Origin of the sequence: Thioalkalivibrio sp. ALJT (assembly GCF_000381825.1) — a bacterium.
Taxonomy (GTDB): Bacteria; Pseudomonadota; Gammaproteobacteria; order Ectothiorhodospirales; family Ectothiorhodospiraceae; genus Thioalkalivibrio.
Genome location: NZ_KB907128.1, coordinates 85,917 through 100,134, shown reverse-complemented (window position 1 = coordinate 100,134; position 14,218 = coordinate 85,917). Strand labels below are relative to the sequence as shown.

Sequence of the window (14,218 nt, the reverse complement as noted above, 5' to 3'; positions counted from 1 at the left end):
TCGAACCTTATATTCAGTCTTTCGAGTCGGTGTCCCGTGCGCGGAGCTCACGCAGGGGCCCGGACAATTCGTGCGTGGTAACGACGAGCCGCCCGCATCACCACCGGGGAGAGCGATGACGAATGTCAACACGGTAATGCAGGGTCTCCCCAGCCTGCCCCGGGCCCTGACCGCCGTGCTCGATGCCACCCGGGCCAACGAGGCCGACTTCCAGCCCCTGACACGCGCGATCGAGCAGGATGCCGACATCTCCAGCCGTCTGCTGCAGGCCGCCAACTCCCCGTTCTACTCCCGTGGTTCGCCCTGCCGCACCATCGACCGCGCCCTGTTCAGTCTAGGCCTGGATACCGTCCGCAGCCTCGCCCTGACCGCCGCGATCCAGCCGCTGTTTGGCGCGTTCCGCATGCGCCATCGCGCGTATCTTCGCAGTGTCTGGCAACGGGCCCTGACCTGCGCCGGGCTGGCCCGCTCCCTGGCGACACTCACCCGCTATCGCCATCCCGAGGAGGCCTATCTGGCCGGGCTGCTCATCGACATCGGCCGTCTGGTTCGGCTCACGCAGGATGAGGGGCACTACTGGCCACTCCTGCAGACAGCCGTGGACGATTGGCACCTGATGGCGATCGAACAGGAGACCTACGGTCGCCACTATGGCGAACTGGGAGGCGACTGCCTGGCTGCCTGGGGCCTGGGGCCGCCCCTGGCGGACGCCGTTCGCGGCCACCTGGACCCGGTCAGCCGAGTGTGCAAGGGCCATCACCTGGTCAAACTGGTGAACCTCGCCCATACGCTTGGCTGTCTGCCCACCACCCTGTCCCCAACCGCGGAACCCGAGTGCAACGAGGTGGCCCTGGCCGCGGCGGATACGCTGTTCGGGTTGAACGAGGGCCTCACACGCGAGCTGCGCAGCCGCGCCGACCACGACATACGCCGCATGGCGGGGGCGCTGGAGATTGATCTGCCGGCCGGCACAACCGCTGCCGCGCCGGTCGCAGGGACTCATGACTGCGCGCAAGGAGATGCCGGCGACCTCCGGGTGCACGATGTCAGCGAACCGAACCGATCCGACGTCGGGGGCGCGCAGACGGCCGGACTGCGGGCGCGCTGCCTGTCCGCCCGGCGCGCCCTGTCTCTCACCTTCGGGGTCCGCCACTCGCTGCTGTTCCTGGCGGACGCCGACCAGCAGGCCGTCTGCACCTGGGTGGAGGGCCAGGAAACGCCGGCTCTCACCCTGCCGCTGCTGCCCGGACGCAGCCTGGTCACGGATACCCTGCTGGACCGCGCAACCCTGCGACACGAAGTAACCCGTGCCGACCGACTCCCGCCCATCGACCAGCAGCTTTTGCGCCTGTGCCAGGCCGAGCGGTTGTGGAGCTACCCCCTGCTGGCCGACAGTGGCCGGCCGTCCGGGGTACTGATCCTGGGCCTGAGCGAACACGAGGCCGAGCACCTGCAGGCACGCAGAGACTTCATCCCGGCACTGACCGGCGAGATCGCCCGGGCGCTCACCGGCACCCCCCGGGGCGCGGCGAGTCGCAGCATCCACGCGCAGGGACACGCGGCCGGCACCCCCATCGAACTCATCCGGAACTATCTCAACGTGCTGCATCGCGGGCTGGACCCGGACACCGAGGCCCGCCTCGAACCGGACCTGGTCAAGGCAGAGATTGATCACGTCGGCCGCATCCTGCTGCGGCTGCGGGACCCGGACGCGACGCCCGGCGAAGACCGGGGTCCGGCCTCGCTCAATGCCCTGGTACGCCAGATCGCGGACATCGTCGACACCTCGTTATGCCGAACCCGCAACATCCGCCTTTATCTCGACCTGAGCCCGGCAGACCCGCCGCTTACCGTGCCCGCCAACCACCTGCGCCAGATCCTGACCAATCTGCTGAAGAACGCTGCGGAGGCACAGCCCCGTGGCGGCGAGATTATCGTTGCCACGCAGGCGCCGACGACGATCGGCGGGAACCGGATGGTACCGCTCTCGGTGGCTGACCGCGGACCGGGCCTGCCACCCGAGGTTCAGGCCGCGGCCGTCACACCGGCCGCCTCCACCAAGGGGAGCGGCTATTCCGGTCACGGGCTCAGTATCGTCAAGCGCCTCTCCGAAGAGGTCAGAGCCCAGTTGTCCTTCACCAGCACCAGTGTCGGTACCCGCTTTGACCTTGCCCTGCCCGCCTCACCAACAGAACCGACGCGGCCATAACCCCGCCCCACGGCGCCCGGCGCGTACATCGCGACTCGCCCGTGCGAACCCGCCGCGGTCAGTCCAGCGCGACCACCTCCGGGCTGGCATCCACCCGAAACCGGTGGCCCTGACGCAGGCAATAACGCAGCCACTTGTAGAGGAAGCGGTTGTGCCGCCAGCGACACATCAGGCCCGGATGCCCGGTACGCATCTCCGCGGCCAGCTCGGCGCCGATCCCGCGGCAGTGCAATTCCAGCACCTCTGCCTGATGCGCATCGTGGAACATGCGCACTCGCACGTCCGGCTGCCGCCGCGGCTCGCCGTCATGGTCAAAGTGGTAAGTCAGGTGCAGGGTCGTGGTATAGCGCGTGCGTTCCAGAACCTCCAGATGCAGATCCAGCGCCCCTGACACCCGCGACACCGATTGCGGCGGCAGCCGCGCCGGTTCCGGGCACAGGCGCCGCAGTGCGAGGTAGTTCTCCTCGTACATCTCCATCAGCGCCGCGAACGTCGCGGGCCGGGAATCGAGGTAAGCGGGGTTCCGGCGTTCCAGCAGCATCGCGACAGTGTAAGGAAAGGCCGATCAATGTACACATCCACGTTGGCAGCCCGGACTTTTCGAGGACCGGCACGCTGGAGGGGACACCGTCCTCCCGTTTCGGGCATCCACCCCGTCGCCCGTCCGCGCAGCACGAGGCAGGACACCCCCGGGGCTTTTTGGTAACTTCGCATGGAACAACAAGGATGCACGACCCATGGATATCAGCGTCATCACGACCCGGCCCTTCCCCGACCAGAAGCCCGGTACCTCCGGTCTGCGCAAGCGCGTCCAGCAGTTCCGCGAGGCGCATTACCTCGAGAATTACATTCAGAGCATCTTCGACGCCTGTCCGGAACTGCTGCGCGGCGAACTGCTGCTGGGCGGCGACGGGCGCTTCCACAACCGCGAGGCCATCCAGATCATCCTGCGCATGGCGGCGGCGAATGGTGCACAGAAGATCAGCGTGGGTCTGGGGGGCCTGCTGTCGACGCCGGCCGCCTCCCACCTGATTCGCAGCCGTGGTGCGACCGGCGCGCTGATCCTCTCGGCCTCGCACAACCCCGGGGGCCCGGAGGGCGACTTCGGGATCAAGCTGAACACCGCCAACGGCGGCCCGGCCACCCCGGCAGTCACCGACGCAATCCACGCACGCAGCACCCAACTGAGCCACTACCGCATCGTCAACGGATCGGAACATGTGGACATCGATCACCTACACACCCGGACGCTGGCCGAGATGCAGGTGGAGGTCCTGGACCCGGTGGGCCCCTATGCCGATGCCATGGCAGCGCTGTTCGACTTCGAGCGCATTGGCGAGCTGCTTCGCTCCGACTTCTTCGCGATGCGCTTCGACGCCATGCATGCCGTCACCGGCCCGTATGCCGAAGAGATCCTGGTCAAGCGCCTGGGTGCGCCCCCCGAGACCATCCTGCGCGCAGAGCCGCTGGCCGACTTTGGCGGCCGCCACCCAGACCCGAACCTGTCCCATACGCGCGAACTGCGCGAGGCCCTGTTCGGGCGCGATGCCCCGGATTTCGGCGCCGCCTCCGATGGCGATGGCGACCGCAACATGATCCTGGGCCGTCACTTCTTCGTAACGCCCTCCGACAGCCTGGCGGTGATGGCCGCCAACGCCCATCGGATCCCTGCATTCGCCGACGGTCTGAAGGGCGTTGCCCGCAGCATGCCGACCAGTCAGGCCGTGGATGCCGTCGCCCGGGCCCTGGGTATCCCCTGCTACGAGACCCCGACCGGCTGGAAATTCTTCGGCAACCTGCTGGATGACGGCCGCATCCGCCTGTGCGGGGAGGAGAGCTTTGGCACCAGCTCCGACCACGTGCGCGAGAAGGACGGTCTCTGGGCCGTGCTGTTCTGGCTCGACCTTCTGGCCGCCCGCCGCCAATCAGTAGAGGAGATTGTGCGCGACCACTGGCGCCAGTACGGCCGCCACTACTACACCCGACACGACTACGAAGCCGTGGACAGCGAACGCGCGGAGCGGGTGATGGCCCGCATCCGCGACCAGCTCTCGGCCCTGCCCGGCCAGTCCCTTGCGGGGATGCAGGTGGCGGCGGCCGACGACTTTGCCTACCGTGACCCGGTCGACGCCAGCCTGACCGAACACCAGGGACTGCGCGTGCTGTTCGAGGGGGGGGCGCGCATCGTATTCCGCTTATCCGGCACCGGCACCGAGGGGGCCACCCTGCGCCTGTATATCGAGCAACACGAGACCCGCCCCGATCACCTGGATGCCGACCCCCAGGTCCTGCTGCGGCCCCTGATCGACGCCGCCGCGCAACTGGGTGACATCCCGGGGCTTACCGGTCGCGAAAGACCCGACGTCATCACCTGACCACAGCCGCGCCAGCACGCCACGCACATCACCGCCACGGCACTGCCAGCGCCGTGGCAACACCTTCGCAGGGCTGGCCGATGGGGATATTCATGGCGGGCGTGCAGATGCCCCTTGCCTCCCGAGGCAGCGCTGAACAAAGCCATCCTGGCTTTTTCAACGCGGGCGGCATTGCAAGGGTTTCTTGCCTGGCAACGAGATTCCGCCACTCGCCGGGTCCGGGAGCCTGGCGGATTGGGGGCTGACCTGCTGCGCGTGGGCAGCAGAGCAGTCCCTTTCCCACTCTCCTGCACCACGCTCGCGACGATCACCCAAACTCGACAGACGGCTGGCCGCGGCCGATTCCGGCCGCACAGCCCGGTACCGCGAGGAAACGCCAATCCATCCGCGTTCCCTAAAGCACCCGGGCCAGACGTTCCACGGCCTCGCGCAGGCGATCCTGTGACTGCGTGTAGGCAATACGCAGGTAGTCGCGCCCGCGCGAGGGACTGAAATCCGTACCCGGCGTCAGCGCCACCCCCGCGCGGTCCAGGATACGGGCACAGAGGACCTCGGAATCCGGCCCATGGGCGGTACAGTCGGCATACAGGTAAAACGCCCCCTGAGGCCGCGCCTGCACCTCCAGGCCCAGCCCCGGAAGCGCCTCCAGCAGCAGGTCGCGGCGCTGGCGCAGCTCCTGCACCCGCGCCTGCAACAGGGCCTCGGTCCCAGCGTCGAAGGCCGCCAGGGCTGCGGTCTGGGCCACTGTCGCCGGGGCTACGAAAAGATTCTGCGCCAGGCGCCGCACCGGCTCCACCCAGGCCGCGGGCACGACCATCCAGCCCAGCCGCCAGCCGGTCATCGCGAAATACTTGGAGAACGAATTGATCACCACGACGTCGGGGAATGCGGCAGCGGCGCTGGGCTCCGGGTCCTCGAACACGATCTGGGCATAGATCTCGTCCATGATCACCAGCCCGCCACGGGCACGTACGACCTCGACGATCGCGGCCAGCCGCGCCCGCGACAGGCAGGTCCCGGTCGGATTCGCCGGCGAGGCAAGCAGCACCGCACGCGTGTTTGCGCCCCAGGCCGCCGCAATCGCCTCTGCAGTCGGCTGGAACCCGTCTTCCGCATGCACCGGAATGGCCACGGGGCAGGCCCCGCGGGCAGCCACAAACTGGCGGTTGCAGGCATAGCCGGGGTCCGGCAGCAGTACCTCCTCACCCGGGTTCACTCCCGCCGCCAGCGCCAGCAGGATGGCGGCGGATGCGCCCGCCGTGATCACGATGCGTTCGGGATCAATCTCGGCCCCATGGCGCGCACCATAATCGGCGGCCAGCGCCGCGCGCAGGGCGCCGGTGCCATGGGCGGGGGTGTAGCGCGTGTCCCCGTCCGCCAGCGCAGAGCCCCCGGCAGCGATCACCCCCGGTGGCGTCGGAAAGTCCGGTTCCCCCACCTCCAGATGGATAATATCGGCCCCGGCACGCTCGGCCGCTTGGGCCCGCGCGAGGATATCCATGACCCGGAACGGCTCGACCACCTCGGCAAAGGCCGACAGCGCCGGGCCACTCGCGAGCCGATCAGAGGGGGTGCGCACCACGGTCGGGAACGATATCAGCGGCGAACGTGCCGCATCAGCCGTTTGCGCTTTTGCTGCTGGCGCGGGGTGAGCTTGTTGCGGCGCCCGGCGTAGGGGTTGCGGCCGGAGCGGAATTCCAGCCGCAGCGGGGTCCCCACCAGCTTCAGGTGCTTGCGGAAGAAGTTCTCCAGATAGCGCTTGTAGCTGCCCGGGAGCGCATCGGTCTGATTGCCGTGCAGCACGACCACCGGCGGGTTCTGGCCACCCTGGTGGGCGTAACGCAGCTTGATGCGGCGCCCGCTGACCATCGGCGGGGCATGTTCGGCGACCGCAGCCTCCAGCAGCCGTGTGAGCTCCGGCGTGGAGACCTTGCGAAAGGCGCTGGCATGGGCCTCGCGCACGTCATCCAGCAAATGCCCGACATTGGTCCCGTGCAGTGCGGAGATCAGGCGCATGCGCGCGAAATCGACAAACCCCAGCCGCCGATCCAGTTCGTCCCGGACGCGCTCGCGGGCATGTTCCTGCATCCCGTCCCACTTGTTCACCGCCAGCACCAGGGCGCGGCCTGCCTCGATCACCATGCCCAGCAGGTGGGCATCCTGGTCGGACAGACCGGCCTGCGCATCCACCACCAGGATCACCACGTGCGCGGCTTCAATGGCCTGCAGGGTCTTGATGACACTGAACTTCTCGATGGCCTCGTGGACCCGGGCGCGGCGCCGTACACCGGCGGTATCAATCAGGGTGTAATCCACCCCGTCGCGTTCGAAGGGCACGAAGATGCTGTCGCGCGTGGTGCCGGCCACATCGGTGGCCACCACCCGCTCGTCACCAAGGATGCGATTGACCAGCGTGGACTTGCCGACGTTCGGGCGTCCGACGATCGCCACGCGGATGCCGGGCCAGTCGTCGAGGGCCGCCTGCTGTGAGGCCTCGTCCAGGCCATCACTCACCAGCCCCGCCTCGGCAGCGTCGGCCCCGATGTCTTCGGAACCGGCCTTTTCAGCCCCGGCGTCCTCGATCCGGACCTCACCCGCGGCGCTGCGGCGCAAGGCGGCCACATCCTTGCGCACAGCCTGCATCAGGCCCTGCACGCCGCGTCCATGGGCGGCGGCAATCGGCGTGACCTGTCCCAGCCCCAGCGCATAGAACTCGGCACTGACCGAATCGGCGTCCAGCCCGTCGGTCTTGTTGACCACCAGACGCGCCCGGACACCGGCACTGCGCAGCTGGTCCGCAATCGCCTGATCCTGCGGGGTCAGACCGTCACGGGCATCCACCAGAAACAGCACATGATCGGCCTCGGCGACCGCACGCCGGGTCTGTTCAGCCATGGCCCGGTCCATCTCCGCGCCCTCGCCCGACAAACCGCCGGTATCCACCACCAGATAGGGAAAACCGCCCACCTTGCCAATCCCGTACTGGCGGTCACGGGTCAGGCCGGCGACATCCGCCACCAGCGCATCGCGCGTACGCGTGAGCTGATTGAACAGGGTGGATTTGCCAACATTCGGCCGACCCACCAGAGCAATGACCGGGATCATGTGCCGATCCGGGCCGCCAGGCGGTTGTTCACTCGTGGCCCCCGAGTTCGGGGTTCACCGCGGTGATCTGGCCGTTGTCGGTCACCACATAGAGTACGCCATTGACGAGCTCGGGACGCGTGACCACCGCACCGGAGCTCGCACGAACGCGTGCCACGATGCGCCCGTCCTCGAGATCCAGCCAGTGCAGATACCCCTGGTAGTCGCCGACAATCGCATGCGAACCGACCACCACCGGGGCGGTCACCCCGCGCAGGCGCAGGGCATCCGTCTGCCACAGATCGGCCCCGTTGCGCGGGTCCAGGCCCCAGACATGACTCTCGGCATCGGTTGCCACCAGCACATCGGATGCAGTGTCGACATCCGCCCCCTGGTAGGAGGAGAAATCGCGGGTCCAGAAGATCTCGCCGGAGTTCAGGTCCAGCGCCGCCAGGCGACCCTGGTAGGTGGTGGCAATCACAGCCCCGCGATACAGCGGGATGTAACCATCCACGTCCACCATGCGCTCGACCTCGGTACGCCCGCTGGGAACGCCGAGGGTCGTCTCCCACAGCACATTGCCACGATTAAGCCCCAGCATTAGCAAGCGGCCATTATCGAAACCGGCCAGCACCCGCCCGGCGGTAATCTGCGGACGGTGGGCACCACGCAGGCTGAGTGACGGCGTAGTCCGCAGCGCGGTCCACTGGGTCGCGCCGGATGCGGCATCCAGTGCATGGACACGGCCATCGTTGGTACGCACGACCACCAGGCCGCGGGTTACGTCGGACACCGCCAGCACCTCGCTGGAGAGCGTGACACGCCAGCGCTCGCCGTCCCCTTCCAGATCCAGCGCGATCGCATGACCGTCCAGCGTGCCGACCACGGCGATGTCCTCGCCGACGCCGACACCTGCCGAGATCCGGGCGTCATCCAGCCGGATTTCCCAGCGCTGGCTGCCACTTTCCGGGTCCAGGCCCGTCACCCGACCAGCGGCGTCACTGATCACCACCAGGTCGTCGTCGGTGCCGGGATACATCTGCCACAAAAAGCGCTCGCCGCCGCGCCCCACGGACTGCGACCACAGGCGCTCCGCGTCACCTTCTGCCTCGAATTCCGGCAGGCTGGCCGGGGGCTCCGTGGTATCGCGCTGCCACAGACCACAGGCGCTCAGGGACAGAATCAACGCGCTGACAAACAGCAGGCGTACGGCCGAACTCGTTAGGGAAGGCACTGACATCGGGAGACGAATCCTCCGGGAAAAGACGGACGGGAAAAACACGGGGTAACGGGCACGCCTGCACTCAAGGCGTACTCGCCCGTGCAAGGGCACGCCGGCAAGGTTCATTCGGTCCTGCGGTGGCCATACGCGGGCGTGTGCATCGTGGCATCAGACCGAGAGTTCTTCGTATTTCAGCTGCAGGTACTCCGGGCGATGCCCGGTATCCAGCGCAGCGCCATAGTGCTCGCGCGCCAGGTCACGGTCTCCGCGCGCCCGTGCCAGGTCACCTTCCAGTTCCAGCCGCAGGCCGGCGAAGGCCTCTCCCTGGATCGCCGCGAGGACATCCTCGGCCTCGTCCAGGCGCTCGGCCAGGATCAACTGCCGCGCCAGACGCAGGCTGAACACCTCGCGGTAGCCGCGATCGGACGCGCTATCACGGGCCGCCTGCAGGGCATTGATCGCGGCATCGCGATCGTCCTGCGCCAGCGCGGCATCCGCACGGTAAACCCAGGCCAGCGCACGATACGGCGTCCCGCGGCCCTGTTCGATCAAGGCATCCGCCAGCTCGGCGGCGCGCTCGGTATGCCCCACCTGACCGGCAGACTGCAGGGCCTGATACATCTCGGATGCCATCTGGGCCCGGGTCTCCTCGCGGTCGCTCCACCAGTTCCAGCCAAACAGGCCGGCAATCCCGAGCACCAGACCCGCGACAATGGCCATGCCATTTTCGGACCACCACTGTTTGATACGTTCCGCTTTCTCTTCGTCAGTGAGGTAGCTCATGCTTTTCTCTGTCGGTTGCGCGTCGCGCGTGGGTTACTACTTCAGGGCCGTGCGCAGATGATCGGCCAGGGCGGCCCGCGCGACCGCCTCCTGCTGCTCCCCGCCCTGCGATCTTAACGGCTTGACGGTCACGGTGCCTGCCGCGTGTTCGTCCGAGCCGAGCACCAGCGCATAGCGTGCACCCAGGCGGTCGGCCCGCTTCATCTGCGACTTGAAGCTGCCACCACCGCAGTGCTGGATCAAATTCAGGCCCGGCAGCGCGTCGCGCAGCTCCTCCGCCAGTTGCAGGGCATCCCCCGCCAGTTCGTCACCGCCGACGATCAGATAGGCGTCGGGCGCGGTGGCCGCCGGGGCCGCCGCGCTTTCTTCCAGCAGTGCGACCAGGCGCTCCAGCCCCATGGCCATCCCGATCGCCGGGGTAGCGCGCCCCCCGAGCTGTTCCACCAGCCCGTCGTAGCGACCGCCCGCGCACACGGTTCCCTGGGCCCCGAGGTCGTCGGTGATCCACTCGAACACGGTGTGGGTGTAGTAGTCGAGCCCGCGCACCAGACGCGGGTTGTGTTCGAACGCGATCCCGAGCTGCTCCAGCCGGGCACAAAGCCCGTCGAAGTGGGCGCGGGACTCGGCATCCAGATGATCCATCAGGCTCGGTGCCCCGGCCACCACGGCACGCGTCTCCGGGTCTTTGCTGTCGAGGATGCGCATCGGGTTCTCGTACAGCCGCCGCCGGGCCTCCTCGTCCAGGGCCTCGCGATGCCCCTCGAAATAGGCAATCAGGTGCTCGCGATAACGCTGGCGGCTCTCCGGCGTGCCGAGGGTATTGAGTTCCAGGCGCACGTTGTTCAGGCCCAGCCTGCGCCAGAGGCGGGCCGTCATTGCCAGCATCTCGGCATCCACATCCGGCCCCGACAGGCCGAAGACCTCCACCCCGATCTGATGGAACTGGCGGTAGCGGCCCTTCTGCGGACGTTCGTGACGAAACATCGGCCCCAGATACCAGAGCCGCTGTACCTGGTTATGCAGCAGGCCGTGCTGGATGCCCGCGCGCACGCAGCTCGCGGTGCCCTCCGGTCGCAGGCTGAGGCTGTCGCCGTTGCGATCTTCGAAGGTGTACATCTCCTTCTCGACGATGTCGGTCACGTCCCCGATCGAGCGCTTGAACAGCTCGGTCGCCTCGACCACCGGCATGCGGATCTCGTGATAGCCGTAGCCCTCCACGACCTCCCGCAGGGTGGCCTCCAGGTGCTGCCAGACGTGAATGGACTCGGGCAGGATGTCGTGCATCCCGCGAATCGACTTGAGCGCTTTCATGTGGCCTTCTGGTTCATTGCGTGATTCACGAGCCGGCGCAGCTCAGGGCTCCAGATCAAAGCGGGCGGTACGGTCGCCCCGAATATGCTGCGCGAAATCGAAGTCCTCGCCGTCCACGCTCAGCGAGACCCCGGCCGCATTGCCCAGCACGACCCGGGCCGGCAGTTCCACGCGCAGTTCCTCGCGATCACCCGGACTCAGCACGCCGGTCAGGATGACCGCGTCCGCGGCATCGCGCACCTCCACCCAGGAGGTCTCGCTGATCTCGAGCACCAGAGCCGCTTCGGGGTCGGTCTGCGCCGGGACGCTGGCCAGCGCCGGGCTCGGCGCCTCCAGCGGTTCCGGCGCGACCCCGGCCGGCTCTGCCGCCTCGGGCTGCGGGCGTGGCGTTACCGGCTCGGCCAGTGCCTCGGGGGTCACAACCGGATCCTCGGGTACTGCATCGGCCCCGACGGCCTCTTCTTCCTGGCGAGCGGGCACCTCGGGCTGCTCGACCGCCGGTTCGGCAACCGCTTCCGGCCCTTCGGCCTCGTCGACGTCGGGCACGGCCGCGACCGCCGCGTCCTCACGCCCGGGTTCGGTGTGCGGGGCCGCGGGGGTGGCGTCATCCTCGCTCAATGCGGGCAGGTCCGCGCGATCACTGCGCTCCGTCCACGCGTACACACCGAGACCGAGCAGCACCAGCGCCAGCAAAATGGCGGGTCCGTAAATCCCGCGCCCGAGGCGACGCTGGCGCCCGCGCCCCGATGGCGTCGCGACCGCGCGCAGTTCGGGGTCCATCATCCCGTGTTGTTCGAAGGCCGCGATCCAGGGCCCCGCGTCCACACCGAGTTCGTTCGCGCAGGAACGCAGATAGCCCCGGACATACGCCGGTGGCATGTGCTGGAACCGGTTCGCCTCGAGGTCTTCCAGGATGCCGCGGCCGAGATGGATGCGCCGCGCCATCGTGGCGGTGTCGAGCCCGGCTGCCTCGCGCGCCCGACGCAGGCCTGCGCCCGGCTCTTCATCGCTCTGATCAACCACGTATTGCGGGGGCTGGTCTCGGCTGGTCAGGCCGGTGGCGGCCGACAACGCCGGACCCGGGTCGGGATCGGGATCTGCGGCTCCCGCACGCAGGGGATCCATCGAACCAACGGAATCATCGACGGCATCGACCCGGCCCAGGCCCGGTTCCTTGTCCCTTGGGTCCGTCACTCTTTACGCTCCAGACGACGCAGTTCATCCAGTTCCGGACTGTCCGGGAACTGGCGGTTGAGCTGATCGGCACAGGCGCTGGCCGAACGGCGGTTGCCAAGGTCCATCTCCGCCTGGTAGCAAAGCAGCAGCGTTTCGGCGTTCTGCACACCCTGCCCGTCCAGGCGCTGAAGGAAAGCGCGGGTTTGCATCGGACGTCCATCCTCGTAGGTCAGGCGGGCCATCTCCAGCAAGGCCCGCGGATATTGCGGATTCAACTCCAGGGCGCGCCGCAACTGGCGCTCTGCCTCATCACGGTCGCCCGCATCAAAATGACAGACCCCGGAGTTCATATAGGCGATGTCACGGCGCTCATAATCCGGGTTGTCCAGCGCCCTGGCGAACAGCGTCTGCGCCTCTTCAAAGTCGCCGCGACCGCACAGCAACGCCCCCAGGTTGGTCTGGGCAAAGGGGTTATCCGGATCGCTTTGCAGCGCACGCCGGTAGTGACCCTCCGCGGCTGCAGTGTCACCCTTGCGTTCCATGACGGCTGCCATGCCGATATTCGCCAGTGCATCCTCCGGCGCGTAGTCGAGCGCTCGATCCAGGTTCCGCTCGGCCTGTTCGAACTCTCCCTCACGCAGGTAGCCAAGGCCCAGCTCGGCATAGACCTCGGCGGCCTCCGCACGCTCGCCCGTAACCGGCCGCTCGGCAGTGGCGGTGCACCCGCCCACCAGCAGCGCCAGGGCCAGCACCCCGGCCCCCCGATATCCCGTCTGCGCCGTCACAGAACGCTCCGATCCGTCCGGGGCAGTTCCGCATGCAGCCGGAACATGCGCATGCCACGGTTGGTGCGATCCTCGACCTGTCCCACCAGCTGCCCGCAGGCGGCATCGATGTCGTCACCCCGGGTACGGCGTACGGTCGTCACATACCCGGCTTTTTGCAGACGCCGCTCGAACACCAGGACATCCTCTTCCCGCGGGCGGTCGAACGGCGCCCCCGGGAACGGATTGAACGGTATCAGGTTGATCTTGCCCGGGATGCCCCGCAGCAGGCCCGCCAGCTCGTTCGCATGCTCCGGCTGGTCATTAATGCCCGCCAGCAACACGTACTCGAAGGTTACACCGCTGTGGGCCTCCGTGGCCTCGACATAACGGCGACAGCTCGCCAGCAATTCGGCGATCGGATACTTGCGGTTGATCGGCACCAGGCGGTCCCGCAGGGCATCGTTGGGCGCGTGCAGGCTGACAGCCAGTGCCACATCGGTGTGCTCGCTGAGTCGGTCCAGGGCCGGCACCAGCCCGGAGGTGGACAGGGTCACCCGGCGTCGACTGAGGCCATAGGCATTATCGTCGGTCATCAACTGGCAGGCCGTCACCACCGCATCGAAGTTCGCCAGCGGCTCGCCCATCCCCATCAGGACCACATTGCTGACCGCCCGCTTGCGCCCCTCCGGGGCCGGCAGGCGCTGCATCGCCAGCCACACCTGGCCGATAATCTCGGCACTGGTCAGGTTGCGGTTGAATCCCTGCTGGGCGGTCGAACAGAAGGTGCAGTCCAGGGCGCAACCCACCTGGGAGGAGATGCACAGCGTGCCACGACCGCCCTCGGGGATGAATACGGTCTCGATGGCATTACCATCCGGCAGACGCAGCACCCACTTGACGGTACCGTCAGCGGAGGCCTTTTCCAGGCCAATCTCCGGCACCCGAATCTCGGTCTCACGCGCCAGGCGTTCGCGCAGCTTGCGCGACATGTCAGTCATCTGATCGAAGTCGATCACCCCGCGCTGGTGAATCCATTTCACCAGCTGGGTGGCCCGGAAACGCGGCTCACCCCACTCGGCCAGCAGCTCGACGAGCTGTTGGTGGCTGTAACCCAGAAGATTCGGAGGGAAGGAGGATACGTGTGCCATGACAGGGACCGATTGACTGAAGCCCGCTAGGGAAACACTGAGAAATGTACAGGCTCGCGTACACGTCGCGTTTCAGTGTTTTCCTAGTGTACTGCGCGGAAGGGATGCCTGCCTACGGACCCGGCAAACCGGTCACCGGGTCC

At 67.5% G+C, this 14,218-nt stretch carries 11 protein-coding genes; 2 read left to right on the top strand and 9 right to left on the bottom strand.

Translation table 11 applies throughout. The features are described from left to right. Window positions 1–115: 115 nt before the first annotated feature. Window positions 116–2,209, top strand: coding sequence for an HDOD domain-containing protein (locus tag G332_RS0109825; RefSeq protein ID WP_019626826.1), 2,094 nt, complete (start codon window positions 116–118; stop codon window positions 2,207–2,209). Between the two features lie 58 nt (window positions 2,210–2,267). Here G332_RS0109825 and G332_RS0109820 read toward each other — a convergent pair whose 3' ends face one another. Then, entirely contained in the window at window positions 2,268–2,750 is a 483-nt protein-coding gene (locus G332_RS0109820; RefSeq protein ID WP_019626825.1) for a DUF1249 domain-containing protein, read from the bottom strand. A 196-nt stretch (window positions 2,751–2,946) separates the two neighbouring features. Between G332_RS0109820 and G332_RS0109815 the strand changes: the two genes are divergently transcribed. Continuing rightward, complete coding sequence (locus tag G332_RS0109815) at window positions 2,947–4,584, top strand: alpha-D-glucose phosphate-specific phosphoglucomutase (protein WP_019626824.1); 1,638 nt, start codon at window positions 2,947–2,949, stop codon at window positions 4,582–4,584. 394 nt (window positions 4,585–4,978) lie between these two features. Here G332_RS0109815 and G332_RS0109810 read toward each other — a convergent pair whose 3' ends face one another. From G332_RS0109810 to G332_RS0109775, 8 genes are all read right to left on the bottom strand, one after another. Beyond that, window positions 4,979–6,085, bottom strand: a complete 1,107-nt coding sequence (locus G332_RS0109810) for an aminotransferase class I/II-fold pyridoxal phosphate-dependent enzyme (protein WP_038059695.1) — start codon at window positions 6,083–6,085, stop codon at window positions 4,979–4,981. Between the two features lie 95 nt (window positions 6,086–6,180). Then, window positions 6,181–7,689, bottom strand: coding sequence for a ribosome biogenesis GTPase Der (gene der, locus G332_RS0109805; RefSeq protein WP_019626822.1), 1,509 nt, complete (start codon window positions 7,687–7,689; stop codon window positions 6,181–6,183). 28 nt (window positions 7,690–7,717) lie between these two features. Continuing rightward, entirely contained in the window at window positions 7,718–8,908 is a 1,191-nt protein-coding gene (gene bamB, locus G332_RS0109800) for an outer membrane protein assembly factor BamB (RefSeq protein WP_026340765.1), read from the bottom strand. A 150-nt stretch (window positions 8,909–9,058) separates the two neighbouring features. Then, window positions 9,059–9,673: a tetratricopeptide repeat protein gene (locus G332_RS0109795; RefSeq protein ID WP_019626820.1), complete on the bottom strand. Its 615-nt coding sequence runs from the start codon at window positions 9,671–9,673 to the stop codon at window positions 9,059–9,061. A 36-nt stretch (window positions 9,674–9,709) separates the two neighbouring features. Next, window positions 9,710–10,984: a histidine--tRNA ligase gene (gene hisS, locus G332_RS0109790; protein ID WP_019626819.1), complete on the bottom strand. Its 1,275-nt coding sequence runs from the start codon at window positions 10,982–10,984 to the stop codon at window positions 9,710–9,712. 42 nt (window positions 10,985–11,026) lie between these two features. Beyond that, window positions 11,027–12,178 carry a helix-turn-helix domain-containing protein gene (locus G332_RS0109785; RefSeq protein WP_019626818.1) on the bottom strand — a complete coding sequence of 384 codons (1,152 nt, stop codon included), beginning with the start codon at window positions 12,176–12,178 and terminating at the stop codon, window positions 11,027–11,029. Beyond that, the gene (gene pilW / locus G332_RS0109780; protein ID WP_019626817.1) at window positions 12,175–12,945 is read right to left on the bottom strand and encodes a type IV pilus biogenesis/stability protein PilW; all 771 of its coding nucleotides are present in this window, start codon (window positions 12,943–12,945) and stop codon (window positions 12,175–12,177) included. Before pilW ends, G332_RS0109785 begins: the two co-directional genes overlap by 4 nt. Continuing rightward, window positions 12,942–14,075, bottom strand: a complete 1,134-nt coding sequence (locus G332_RS0109775; RefSeq protein WP_019626816.1) for a bifunctional tRNA (adenosine(37)-C2)-methyltransferase TrmG/ribosomal RNA large subunit methyltransferase RlmN — start codon at window positions 14,073–14,075, stop codon at window positions 12,942–12,944. The genes pilW and G332_RS0109775 overlap by 4 nt, the downstream gene beginning before the upstream one ends. Between the last annotated feature and the right edge of the window lie 143 nt (window positions 14,076–14,218).